We start from the raw sequence: 13,333 nt of genomic DNA, 5'->3' as shown, positions 1-13,333 counted from the left end.
TTAAATATTTTATACATTTGCATAAGTACTTATATAAATATATATACAATGGATGCATTAAGAGGTTTTAGCGAGTTAGCTTTGGGATCCCGATTAAAGAGATTAAGTGATTTCATTATGAAAGAGGTTCAATATACTTACGATCATTTTAATATCGATTTTGACCCTTACTTATTTCCTGTTATAAAAATAATTCAAAACAAAAAGGGAGTGACAAATGTGGAAATCAAAAAAGCTTTAAAACTGTCACAACCAGCAATAACTCAGGCAGTAAATAAGCTTATATCTAAAGACCTGCTCAAACTAGAAAATGATAAATTAGATAAAAGAAAAAAGATATTAACCTTGTCAAAAAAAGGAGAAACTCTGGTCGTTCGTATGAAACCTCTATGGAGAGCTATTGACATAGTTGTCAAATATTATACCTTACATTCGTCCAATTCGCTAACAGAACATCTCAACAAGATGGAAGATAAATTGCAACATAAAAGCTTAAGTGAAGCCATTATTAATATGGCAAAAAAGGAAGTCTCCAACAATTTTGAGATTATTAATTATGATGTTCAATATGCTCAAAGCTTTTATGACCTAAATATAGAATGGCTTAAAACCTACTTCTACGTAGAGTCTTTTGATGAGGAAGTCTTGAGCAAACCCGACACATACATTATCAACAAAGGAGGGCATATCTTTTTTGCCAAACGTGGTGATACTATTTTAGGTACTGTGGCTTTAATGCCAACAGAAACGCCTTTGATTTTTGAATTGACAAAAATGGCTGTTTTACCTAATCAACGCGGGCAAAAAATCGGGCAGCACTTAATGCAACATTGTATTGATTTTGCAAAAGCAAATAATCATAAAGCGCTTATGCTCTACTCTAACACAATATTGGAAAATGCAATATATATTTATAAGAAATATGGGTTTATAGAGCTAGAGTTGGAAAAGGATAGCCCTTATGAGCGCAGCAATATTAAAATGGAATTGAGACTAAAGTGAATGACTTAATATTTTGTCCAAATCAGCACAATAGGTATTTCCATCCTTACACAAAGCACTGAGAGTTTCAACTAGTAGCTGATGCAAATGCTCATTTTCAGGATAAATAACATAGGCCAACTTAAACTCTGAATATGCGGCCTTTAAATTATTTCTTTTCAACCTTTTAGTTCCAGACGATACTAAAAATTGAAATGCCTCTTTATCTCTACTTTTATTATAGGCTAGCTTTTGTACACTTATCTTATTGGAGTGTTCGACAAAATCTGGTGCTTTAAAATAAAATCCAGAAAATATCAATCCAAGAAGAAGTAAGCTTATGACGATATAAAAATGACCTGTTTGTTTAGAAGGTTGAAGTTTAAATTGACGACTATAAGTAGGCAATGTATTGCATGTAGGCTTGCATTTCTTTTTAGAAAAAGCTTTCTGCGGACGCTGTGTGTAAATCCACTTCGCCATTCCAAATCCCATGTAACCGCCCATAATAGACTTTATATATAGGTCTGAAAACCGGAGGGTTTGTTACATCTTTATTAATATATATGCGAAGAACACCTATCAATCAAGTAAGAAATGTTAGTCGTGTTATATTATTCTGAGTTGAAAGTAGAATGAAGATTAATTCCCATCCAAAGCCTGCAATGAATCTAATTTTCTTTTGAGACGTTCAATTTCAGCTTTATTCTTATCAATTCCCTCATTATGAGCACTGGTGTCAATGGCTTTAAATTTTTCTTGAATCTGCTCTTGTAGAATATCAACATCTGTTTTGTCTTCTTGAAAATAATAGCCAATACCTTCACTAGAGCGCCACGCCTCACCTAATTGTTCGTAAATAGTTTTGTCCCATGTACTTGGATGCTTTACATCAATCCAAATCACATCACGATACTCACTATCGACGAGTGCTAAATCTGGTGTAGCCGATCCATCAAATTGACCTTCTTTATTTATTGCAGAAACAGTTCCTAAAAAGAATAAACGCTTACGACCAGCAATATCTTTAATATAAGGTCTAAATTCTACAGGCTTATTGGCATCCCAATCAAATTCTTTTCGAGATTCTATCATCTTTAAAGGCATGGCAGATACACCTGCATACCCTTGTTTTTTTGCCGCATGATCATAGTAATACAATTTATCTGTACCATCGGCAGGAACAAATACGCTATAACTCAAACTTGTACGCTCTAGACCAACAGGTTCTAATCCAAACCAATGATATAATCCGCTATACGCATCACTTTCAGAGTCTGCAAAATCAAAATCGGTAACAAAAGGCTGTTGATTTTGGTCTTCTGGCATTATTGGAATTTTCACCGCAGTTTCCATATTCCATGGTAAGGGATCACTAAATCCACCCAGAAATTTCAACGATTCTGCTTGCAATCGTGATACTTTTTCGGCAAGCGTATTTTGTTTGGTGAGATACGGATAATTCTTCATCTCATCTGGAACGATAAATGTACCCTTTCCAATAGCAATACGTTCTAAGTAATCATTAAAATCGTGCTCTCCACTTTCTATAACCATCACGCCTCCAAATGTTGGATAAGGAAAGAAAAAACCTTTCCATTTAATCAAACTTACCACTTGAACCCATTCTCCTGAATCGTTCTTAATATAAAATGTATCGCTAGGCTCATAATTAAATAACATCCATGGATTGAAACGTTGTACTACAGCATTGTAGGTGTTTCGGCTGAATTTTAAGGATTCTCCAATAGAAAATGTTACTGGAATACGGTTTTCGGCAGAAAAACGCGGAAAAGGCGTCGTACTAGATACTGCAAATACTTCTTCGGTATTATCGCTAATACGCTGCATGATATATTTTTCAGAAGGTTGAATAGCCATTGTCCATTTATTTTCATTGTCAACACGCACCAAATGAGGTAAGGATACATCTTTGGTCTCACCTACACTTTCGTTGGCCATCGAAAAGATATTTCGTAAGGGTTGAATGCGCTCATTTTGAGTTAATGGCAATTCGTTGATTTCTACTTTATTTAAATCATTGAATACATTATAGGTTTTCATATAATCATATAAGCCTAAATGCCAACCAGCGAGATAAAGAAGAGCGAAAAATGCAGCAAGTAATCCTAAAATTCCAAGGCGTTTTCCTGTGCTTGCAGTTTTTCGAAATTTTCTTAAACCAAAATATAGCACAACCAAACTCAGTATGATGATAAATATGAATTTTCTAAAAAACAATAATGCCGGTTGATAATCATCACGAAGCACAAACAATGCAATGAGCAAGATAATACCAACTATAATTGTTATGGTTTTTTGCTTCTTTCCTTTATTCCAGTAAGATTTAATCATTTGATAAGTTTTGACATTCTGCTTTGTGAGCAGCATTATTTATAATTCGTAAGGACTCTACATCAATTTTGGAATAACTAACTACATTAGCCCCTTATCTTTCAATCGGTCGCGAGCCGACTTTTCATTCACTTTAGGTTCAGGTTCAGTTTGTATATCCTCACTTGTATCTTCGACTACTTTAGCGTCTCTAGTTTTTAGGTCGTCAATAAATTCCTTTCCTTTTTCAACTACATTTTCAAACTTATCTTCTAGAGATTCACTTTGCTCTTCAATAACTTTGCTTGATTTAATAACTATATTAGCCAAATATGTTCCTAATAGAGAGCCTGAGGCGAAAGATGCAAATGCCGACACACCATAATAACTTGCAAAGACCGAAATAGGTGTTAAAAACTCGAGAATTAATGCAGCAATCAAAACAATGCTTACAATAAAAATTAGTCGTGGGATGAATGCTTGTTTATATACAAATCCTTTTGGATTATCGGCACTCATTTGTAATTCTTTACTATTGACTATTTTATTAATAAAGCGATACGCACCATTACCATTAGATTCTCTCCAATAGATAAAAATTCCGAATAGAACGGCTACGATAAATATGATAATATCAGTTCCCATAGTTGTAGTTTTAGTTGATGCTTTATAAAGTTAGTCTAAATTTCTTAAATATTGTTACTAATCGTTTCAATAACCCAGTCTTGTAATGACTCTTCCCAAGTGCCATACTGCTTGTAAAACTCTTGCTTATCGTACCAATACATAAACAGGACATCCTTTGGTGCTATATTGATGAGAAGTTTCCAAATAAGGTCTTGATGTTTTGGGTGTAAACTTGAGTGTGGTTCATGCATCGCCTCAAATAAATCATTATCAACAATATCTGAAATTTTATACTCGTTACTTTTTTCGAGTTTCTCCAAGTAACGTTCTACGCTCATTACTTTCTTTCTCGTTTTAATATCGACCTTATTTAAATAACTTTTAAATAGTAATTGGTCGTTTAAAATATCTTTAATTGGGTGCTTAGTATCCTTTAAATATTGAGCAAATTCAAATTTTTTGATGCGCTCATAACGTTTGGTATTGACAATATCTTCTAAATCATAGGCAATGATGATGTGATCTCTAAGTTTTTCCATCAATTGCGGTTGTTTGATATGAAAAATAATCACTTCTTGCACAGTATCCTTAATAGCTTCTTTGTACCATTTTTTGTTTTCGAAAACAACAATGGGAGAAATAAAATCTCTTAATACATAAACACCTCCAAAAGATTTAGTGTAAAACGAATCTGTTTTAAATTTAATATCCTCCAAATTGAGATCACGCTCTCTTAAATCGCCATATTTATTAGCCGATTCAAGAAGCTGATTGTGAATATCCTCATCGATAAAGTTATTGCCATGCTTAAATTTTTCAATGAGCTGCAATTGTTCCTCTCTTACATAATCGAGGTTGTCAATTAAGTGGAATCTAATAGTAACAGTTTCATATCTCAACACATCTAATGGTTCATAAAATGCATCAATATTTTGATCGAAATCTATACAAATTGCCGAGTCACGTGTAATATCATTAATCTTATCACCATGTGTTTTAAACACTTGCACCATCATATCTCTGTCGAAGGTATGGTATGGCAAATAGACCGGTTTTTTATTTTGTAAAGGGGAAATGATAATACCATGCGGATTAGACTCGCCATTACACAAGTAATTCTCGTCGTTTTTTTCTTCAGCTACTTCAGGACTCCAACCAATACCATCCACATGAAAATGGGTAAGCGTAGTTTCTGTAAAGCCGAGTTTTAGTAAGCATTTATTATAACGCTCTACCAGCTTTCCAGATATTGGAATGAGTTCACTTCGATATAGATTTGCTGCTTTTAGCTTGTTCATGACACTTATATTTTCCCAAACTGCTCTCTAGCTTCCGTTTCAATATTCAACTGATTAATTCTCGCATCTACTTTTCGCTTAAAGTCTGTGTCTGCAATAGTTGCCACATTATCTAAATATCGCACCACTTCCTGGCGACGAATTTCAGAGAAATCTAAACCTTTCATATTCGCTCGCATTAATTCCTGAAGCATATTGAACTTTGTTTCATAGTCTTTTTGAAAGTAGATCTCTGGATTCTCAAACCAATCTTTTTCCAAGTCAAAGTCGGTTAAGCGTAACGACACTGCACTTTGTATATTACGCACATCACGAGATGAGAAAAATGGAAATAATTTCTGAATCTCTTTATACAGATTAGCATAGAACAAATGTTCAGTTGATTTAAATTGTTTTTCAACTTTATCATAAGCCTCTAATACGCGTTCTTCTGTAGGCTTGTCGGATACTTTTAAGATTTCTCCCATATTTTTTGCCAAACCTTGATCTTGAAGATATTTATAATCATTAGGCCCTTGCATATTTACAAAATCTGGCATTGTTGTATCTAATTTTCTCCACCACAAATGATCTTGATCTAAAAAGTCATGTTCGGTACGAGCACCATCTATTTTAAAACGGCCTTGAACACGAGAAATAACAGCCTTATCTAACATTTCTGGTAAGTTGGTAAACAAGCCAATTGAGCTATTTCCGTAGTTTACCGCATAAGCACCTTCTGTATATCTTAGAAATACACCAATCACCTCTTTTACACCAGCAGAGACTCCTTGAGCTGTACGTTCTTGTAAGTTATTTTCGGCATCATCAATTGGTGCAAATATTAATTTTGAAGGATCTTGTAATGGCTTCATCCATTCTACCATTTTTTCAGCTGATCCACCTTGGAAGGTCGAAATAAGTGTATCTGGCATTGGGTGAAATAAAAACGGGATGTCTAAATTATCACAATGTTCTTTTAGTCGTGTTGCGATAGCTGCAATCAACATACTTTTACCTGTCCCAGGAATTCCATAGCCCATAAATACTGGCATAAAACCACCCAATTCTTGGAACGGATTTTTCTTAGCATCAAAATCGTAGCTCAGCATGCGCTCTGTTAAACGACGTGCGAAATGTTTTGCGTCTCTATTACCTACAATTTGTTCGAATTGAATTTTATTAAATTCGACACTTTTTGCCGCACCTTGAAATACATTATCCCAACCTGATACTGCAAAATCTGACTTCTCAAGTTTATAGGTTCTATCCGTAACTGTTTCGGTATACTCCAAGCTACTTTTACGCATTTGAATCTCTGCAATTAAAGCTTCAAAATAAACCACTGTAAAATCGATGACATCTTTATCAGATTTAATGATTTCTGGATGCCCTAAATATTTATCATAGTAAAATAACGCACATGATATGCCTTTTAATGGTGACATAATAGACACCTCTGGAATCCCTGCAAATTTATTCTTCATCACACTGAGATCGTCGGAAGCAACTGTTTTTAAATCATGTAAAATCTTGTAGGCAGTGGCAAATAACATAAACGCTGTACCAGTTTGCATTTTACTTTCATACTCACGTCGACCAGAATTATCCAAAGCCGATTTGTTCTCTGCTAAACTTGACAATCCGGAAGCGTCATAATAACTGTCTTTGATCCAAATCCCCAATGTTATTCCTTCTTGAACGGCATATAGTGTTTGGTTAAGATGCAATGGAATAGCAATCGACTCAGGCAACAGTCTTTTTTTTAGTTCTAATATGGTTTTGGATACAGACGTTATTTCGGCTCCACCATTTCCCTTAGCTCGTGACAAATACAATAATATCGACTCATCTTTAGCGTCTTTATCTTTATTTTTTGCACGTTGCCCTTGTTCCCACTGAATACTTTTAATGTAGGATGTTGCTTCATCACGAAGCATATCGAGTTCATTTTGTTTTATAGGAAATGTTGAATTGTGTTCCATATGATGGGTAAAATTTATTTCATTTTTAAATCTGCGATCTGAATTGGCGCCTTTGCTAACTTGTTCATAATCTCAGGTGTTTTGTTATATAATAACTGTATGATTCGGTGTGGTGCAAACACATAGCGTTGTCTAAACACAGCATCCCAGTTTTGAAAGGTTTGTTTACTAAAGAAACTACCTTCTTTAAATTCGCTCTTAGAACTAACTTCGTCAATTTTAAATGAGATGGCATACGATTCTAAAGGAATCGTCTTTTTCGCTATTCCATCGAGAATGGCATGTGTAATTTCATTCTCATCTTTTGCGAAAACGTTATGTATTGGTCCAAGATCAACACGCTTCACTAGCTTAGGCAATACTTTTGGTAAACGTTTATCAATAGCATAAGCCATCATATCCATAGCCAATTCGCGATCTGCTACTGTTTTTAAAGCATAGTAAATTTCGTCTCTGTCTTTAAGAGGATTACTGCCATCGTAATCAAAATACATATAGCAAATAAACGGTCTGTTATGTGATACTTCATAAAAACTCCAGCTTACTAAATATTGTCCTGGTGAACCTTGAGGCGCTTCTATAATCTTGCCTTGAACAAAACGGTTAAAAATATACTCTTTTTTAGCAGACGTGTAATACACTATAGAAGATGCTTGAAATAACTTTCGCTGAGCTATTGGTTCTTTTTTTCTCAATAGCGTGTCTAGAAATTCTTCTTTTAATACATCTATATTAGTAAGCTTGCCTAAATAATCTTCACGCAAACCAAGGTCATTAAATAAATAACGAAACTCTAAATAGTTTGGAAAACCAGAATCTGTTAAATCTACCTTCATGTTTTCCTCATCGTCATACATATATTTCACACGCATGGCTTCGATTGAATACAATAGCAAATCACAATACTGTTTAAACAAGAGTACTTCTTGCTCAGTAAGTATCTGCTTTTGTTGTACCGCAACGATTAGCTCTTTAAGCGTAAAGTCTATCATTTTATGATAGAAGACATACTGCTCTTTAGAGTCTAATATTGCTGAATCTAATGGAGTTACAATCATATTTTAGATATACATTCTATGATTTATAAATTGAATTTCTCTTTACAAATGTGTGTTTCGGTTGTTACCTTTTCGCCATTTTCATTGAAAGTAATCTCAGTTGCCAATTCACACTCTGAATGATCATTGGAAAAATAGATGAATGATATAACACCTGCACAAACAACTACTACTGCGAGAGAGGCTAAAAAATATTTTTTCATAATTGTATTCGCGTTAAGGATGGAGCACCTGTTGGAGCTCCTCGTAGAGAGCGACTTGCGATAGCCTGACCCTCTGTAGCTTTTTAGCGGAAGAGGGTAACGCCATCATTATTTTAAGACAACAAATCGTCGTCGTTAGATTCTGGTTTTGGATCACCTTCTGGTTCACCTCCATCTGCTGGTGCATTTGGATCTGCCTTATAGTATTCATCGAAAATTTCTTTCATATCAATACCATAACGATCAGCAAAGTTTTTCTGGATTTCAGAGTCTTTTGTTCTTATTTCTTTTAATGCTTCTGCATAACTACCATACACACCTTGCATTACTTTTTCATGAACTGGAATATTATCCATCATCTCTTGACGTGCTTTAGCACTTGCTGTATGCATTGCTGCTAAAGTTTCTCCAATATGTTCATCGGTCTTTACACCTAAATGCTCTAAAATTGCAGCAAATTCTTGATCTGTACGCGCTTTTAAGGCCACTACATATCCATCATAATATTTTAAACGCTCATCTGTATCACTCTTTAGTTTTGCACGATGCGTTTGTAAATTACTACGCAAAGAGGTTAATACTTTTATAGTTAAGTTATGCTTATGTACAAAACTATCTTTAGAAGCTGCTAAAGTTGTGTAAGCATTTTTAAGTCCTTCAAGTTCTTCTACTTTTTGTTCAAGCTGTGTTACTTTTTCAAGCGCTTCAGAGTACTCAGTAGATTGTTTATCTGCCACTTCTTCTAAAGCCTGACGTGCTTGCTTTAAAAGGGCGTATTGTTCTTCAAGCTGTGCTTCTACTTGCTTTTTCTTTTCCAAAGCTTTAGTATGATTATTACTAGCTTCAACAATAGCGGTTTTTAAACTCTCTTCAACTTCTTTGATTTCGAGTTCTCTATCTTTTAAACGCTTGATGGCTGCCTGACTTTTAAATGACAATTCATTTAACAACGTTTGCACATCGGCACTTTCTATACGCTGTTGGAATAATGCTTTCGCTTTATTATCTGAAGCATCACGTTCTTTTTGAGCTAATGCCAATTCGTCTTCTGCTTTTTTGATCTTACTTTTTCGTCCCCAAAGGTTATTCCACCAAGTATCAGGTGTGTTTTTTGCGTCTTCTAATTCTACCTTAGCACGTTCTAAACGTTTGATAGCATCATCTATAATTTTTTGCTCTGCAGCATTTAACGCAGAAAAGCCTTCGAACATAATACCAACCTCATCTTGATAATCGGTAAGGTCTTTAATAGCATCTAATAATGTAGACCTATCTTTTTCGGCCATATCTACAACATTATCTAACGTCGCATTTAGAATCTTCTGACGACTCTCTGGATCATCTTCCTGCGCCAATTTAGACTTCATTTGGTCTATGGCTTTTCCCCAATTAACATCTACTTTCTCAGTTTTTTCGTTGGAATTCGTTTCTAATAAATCAAAATCATCAGACATATTATGTTGTGTATTAAAGTTGAACAATATTTAGGACAAGCAATTTCGTTAAAAAATATGATTTTAAAAACTTAATCTGCCTAAAATATGAGTAGTAAAACATAATATTTTGTTACAAACTTTATTCGCATTCGATTTGTAATTATCTTTAAGTTTTCAAAAATGATATCCTATGAAATATTTGAATCTTTTATTAATTGTGACTTGTTTCTCTGTTTTTTCATGTAAAACAGACTCAAAAGAAAGCAATAATCAAACTTCAGAAGCCGATAACAGTGAACTTGTTGCTGAAAATTCTGACAAAGAAAAGGTATTAGACATACATCCTATTTCTCATGCCACCATGGTATTATCCTATGGAGATATTGATATTTATGTTGATCCTACAGGAGGAGCGAAAGCCTTTGCTTCATTCTCTAAGCCAGATTTTGTTTTAATTACCGATATACATGGTGATCATCTCAATTTAGAAACATTAAAAGCCTTAGATTTATCTAATGCCACGATTATTGGTCCAAAAACCGTTATGGGTAAATTACCTGAAGATTTAAAAGCTAAGGTACTAATGACTATAAATAATGGTGACTCGGCAACTTTAAATGGTTTTGATGTTGAAGCTATACCTATGTACAATTTAAGAGAAGAAGCTTTACAGTTCCACACTAAAGGAAGAGGTAATGGTTATGTGTTAACAATTGGGAATGAACGTATATATATTTCGGGAGATACTGAGGATATTGCTGAAATGAGAGCTCTCGAAAATATTGACAAAGCCTTTGTATGTATGAATCTTCCTTGGACAATGACGGTTGATAAAGCTGCAGAAGCCGTATTAGAATTCAAACCAAAAGCCGTTTATCCTTACCATTATCGTGGAAAAGATGGTATGAGCGATGTCTCAAAATTTAAGACTTTAATCAATCAAGGCGATGAGGATATAGACGTTGTGCAATTGGATTGGTATAATTAACACACATCAATTTTATCGATTAAGTGTAACTTTTTATAGATAAATAACTTGTTTTTTAAATATTATTGTATATTTGAACACCAAATCAAGACAAACTTAGTTTAATGCTAACTACTTATACTTCAAATATTTCCCTTGTAAGCACGATGCAACTTACCATAGTTCTTATCGTGACTGCTTCTATTTTTTTAATTTTCATTGCCATAGCTATTATAAAAATGTATAAGCTAAAGGCAGAAAACAAAAGATTAACAGATAGCAGTTTTTATAAATCTGAAATAGATAAAAGCTATCAAGATTTCACTGAGGGCCACTTATATGATAATAATAACAACAGCTAGAAGATGGATACCAATCTTTCAAAAATTACTACAATATTATCCATAGCTATAGTTACCATACTAGGATTATTAATTATAAACCTAGTTAAAGTTTATTCATTAAAAAAGGAAAATGAAAAACTCAAAAAACAAATAAAAGAACAATAAAAAAGCCAGCAATTGCTGGCTTTTTAGTTTTATAAGATATACACTTATCTTACTAATTTTTTATACTTGATACGCTTAGGCATTAAATCACCTCCTAAACGTTTCTTTTTATTCTCTTCATAATCTGAGAAACTTCCTTCAAAGAAATAAACTTGACTATCCCCTTCAAAAGCTAATATATGTGTACAGATACGATCTAAGAACCATCTGTCGTGAGAAATCACCACAGCACATCCTGCAAAGTTTTCTAAACCTTCCTCCAATGCTCTTAATGTATTGACATCAAGATCGTTAGTAGGCTCATCTAAAAGCAATACATTGCCTTCTTCTTTAAGCGTCATTGCCAAATGCAAGCGGTTACGTTCTCCTCCTGACAACAAACTTACTTTCTTATTTTGCTCGCTACCTGAGAAATTAAAACGACTTAAATACGCCCTTGAATTTACCTGTTTTCCGCCCATCATAACCAATTCCTGCTCATCGCTAAAGTTTTGCCAAATTGTTTTTTCTGGATCAATATTAGAGTGCGATTGATCAACGTAAGCAATTTTTGCTGTTTCTCCAACCTGAAACGCTCCTTTATCTGGTGTTTCTTCACCCATTATCATTCTAAAAATAGTGGTTTTACCAGCACCATTTGGTCCAATAACACCAACTATTCCAGCTTGAGGTAAATTAAAGTTTAGATCTTCATATAATAGCTTATCATCATAACCTTTACTTACACCTTTAGCCTCAATAACATTTGTACCTAATCGTGGTCCGTTTGGAATATAAATCTCTAATTTCTCATCAAGTTGTTTTTGATCTTGACTCATGAGTTTATCATAATTCTTTAAACGTGCTTTTTGCTTGGTCTGTCGACCTTTAGCACCTTGTCGCACCCATTCTAACTCACGCTCTAAGGTTTTTTGGCGCTTAGATGCAGTTTTACTTTCCTGAGCCATACGTTTGGATTTTTGATCTAACCAAGACGAATAGTTACCTTTCCATGGAATACCTTCGCCTCTATCCAACTCTAAAATCCATCCAGCAACATTATCTAAGAAATATCTATCGTGAGTTACCGCAATAACAGTCCCTTTATATTGTGCTAAATGATGCTCTAACCAATGTACAGACTCTGCATCTAAATGGTTGGTAGGCTCGTCTAATAACAATACATCTGGTTCTTGTAATAATAAACGACATAATGCAACACGTCGACGTTCACCACCAGATAGTACAGCAATTTTCTTGTCACCATCTGGAGTTCGTAATGCATCCATAGCAATTTCCAGCTTGGTATCTAATTCCCAGGCATTAGCCGCGTCTATTTGATCTTGAAGTTCGGCTTGACGGTTCATCAGTTTTTCCATTTTATCTGGATCACTATAGACTTCCTCCAAACCAAATTGGTCATTAATACTATTATACTCATCAAGAATAGCTACAGTTTCGGCAGCACCTTCACGAACCACATCCATCACTGTTTTTTCGTCATCAAGTTTTGGTTCTTGTTCTAAGTATCCAACAGAATAATCTTGTGAAAACACAACGTCTCCTTGATAGTTCTTATCTACACCAGCAATAATTTTAAGCAATGTTGATTTACCGGAACCATTAAGTCCTAAGATTCCAATCTTAGCTCCGTAGAAGAAGCTTAAATAAATATTTTTAAGTACTGGTGTATTTGCAGATTGAAATGTCTTTGTAACACCAGACATTGAGAAGATTACCTTTTTATCGTCACTCATTATACTCTTCCTTTTAAAGCGTTAAACACCCAAGCAATAGCAAAAAATCCAATACCAACGGCTGCAAATCCCCAACCAGCAACTTCATCATATCGAAAGGCACCTAATGCTATTAAACCTAATCCTACTATTACCATAATTGTGGTGGCCCATGCCAGCACAGTATTTTTATTCATAGCCATATTTTTTCTTAATTTTAGATAGTTAGTCTAAACACAAA

At 34.4% G+C, this 13,333-nt stretch carries 12 protein-coding genes; 3 read left to right on the top strand and 9 right to left on the bottom strand.

Going from position 1 to position 13,333, the window contains the following annotated elements; all coding sequences use genetic code 11:
* The first annotated feature begins 48 nt into the window (after positions 1 to 48).
* Positions 49 to 1,002: a helix-turn-helix domain-containing GNAT family N-acetyltransferase gene (locus Q0783_RS13805; RefSeq protein WP_298896067.1), complete on the top strand. Its 954-nt coding sequence runs from the start codon at positions 49 to 51 to the stop codon at positions 1,000 to 1,002.
* On the opposite strand, the gene Q0783_RS13800 is transcribed toward Q0783_RS13805, so the two are convergent.
* From Q0783_RS13800 to Q0783_RS13770, 7 genes are all read right to left on the bottom strand, one after another.
* Positions 994 to 1,488 carry a hypothetical protein gene (locus Q0783_RS13800; protein ID WP_298896065.1) on the bottom strand — a complete coding sequence of 165 codons (495 nt, stop codon included), beginning with the start codon at positions 1,486 to 1,488 and terminating at the stop codon, positions 994 to 996. The genes Q0783_RS13805 and Q0783_RS13800 overlap by 9 nt on opposite strands.
* Before the next feature lie 135 nt (positions 1,489 to 1,623).
* Positions 1,624 to 3,336: a hypothetical protein gene (locus tag Q0783_RS13795; RefSeq protein ID WP_298896063.1), complete on the bottom strand. Its 1,713-nt coding sequence runs from the start codon at positions 3,334 to 3,336 to the stop codon at positions 1,624 to 1,626.
* 81 nt (positions 3,337 to 3,417) lie between these two features.
* Positions 3,418 to 3,960: a hypothetical protein gene (locus Q0783_RS13790; protein WP_298896061.1), complete on the bottom strand. Its 543-nt coding sequence runs from the start codon at positions 3,958 to 3,960 to the stop codon at positions 3,418 to 3,420.
* Positions 3,961 to 4,004: 44 nt separating this feature from the next.
* Complete coding sequence (locus Q0783_RS13785) at positions 4,005 to 5,240, bottom strand: DUF6638 family protein (protein WP_298896059.1); 1,236 nt, start codon at positions 5,238 to 5,240, stop codon at positions 4,005 to 4,007.
* A gap of 5 nt (positions 5,241 to 5,245) precedes the next feature.
* Positions 5,246 to 7,204 (bottom strand): AAA family ATPase, encoded by a 1,959-nt coding sequence (locus tag Q0783_RS13780; protein WP_298896057.1) that lies wholly within the window; start codon positions 7,202 to 7,204, stop codon positions 5,246 to 5,248.
* 14 nt (positions 7,205 to 7,218) lie between these two features.
* A complete protein-coding gene (locus tag Q0783_RS13775) occupies positions 7,219 to 8,262 on the bottom strand; it encodes a hypothetical protein (protein WP_298896055.1) in 1,044 nt (347 codons plus the stop codon).
* A 316-nt stretch (positions 8,263 to 8,578) separates the two neighbouring features.
* Positions 8,579 to 9,919, bottom strand: a complete 1,341-nt coding sequence (locus tag Q0783_RS13770; protein ID WP_298757291.1) for a microtubule-binding protein — start codon at positions 9,917 to 9,919, stop codon at positions 8,579 to 8,581.
* Between the two features lie 172 nt (positions 9,920 to 10,091).
* Between Q0783_RS13770 and Q0783_RS13765 the strand changes: the two genes are divergently transcribed.
* Positions 10,092 to 10,889 carry an MBL fold metallo-hydrolase gene (locus Q0783_RS13765; protein ID WP_298896053.1) on the top strand — a complete coding sequence of 266 codons (798 nt, stop codon included), beginning with the start codon at positions 10,092 to 10,094 and terminating at the stop codon, positions 10,887 to 10,889.
* A 104-nt stretch (positions 10,890 to 10,993) separates the two neighbouring features.
* Positions 10,994 to 11,230: a hypothetical protein gene (locus Q0783_RS13760; RefSeq protein WP_298896051.1), complete on the top strand. Its 237-nt coding sequence runs from the start codon at positions 10,994 to 10,996 to the stop codon at positions 11,228 to 11,230.
* Positions 11,231 to 11,421: 191 nt separating this feature from the next.
* Here the strand turns inward: Q0783_RS13760 and ettA are convergent, their stop codons facing one another.
* Together ettA and Q0783_RS13750 are read right to left on the bottom strand one after the other, a co-directional pair.
* Complete coding sequence (ettA, locus tag Q0783_RS13755; RefSeq protein WP_298757284.1) at positions 11,422 to 13,113, bottom strand: energy-dependent translational throttle protein EttA; 1,692 nt, start codon at positions 13,111 to 13,113, stop codon at positions 11,422 to 11,424.
* Positions 13,113 to 13,295 (bottom strand): CAL67264 family membrane protein, encoded by a 183-nt coding sequence (locus Q0783_RS13750; protein ID WP_230935402.1) that lies wholly within the window; start codon positions 13,293 to 13,295, stop codon positions 13,113 to 13,115. The genes ettA and Q0783_RS13750 overlap by 1 nt, the downstream gene beginning before the upstream one ends.
* Positions 13,296 to 13,333 lie beyond the last annotated feature (38 nt).

Source organism: uncultured Psychroserpens sp. (assembly GCF_947500255.1).
In the GTDB taxonomy this organism is placed as follows: Bacteria; Bacteroidota; Bacteroidia; order Flavobacteriales; family Flavobacteriaceae; genus Psychroserpens.
The sequence above is the reverse complement of the archived record's forward strand: the minus strand, read 5'-3'. Positions and strand labels throughout refer to the sequence as shown.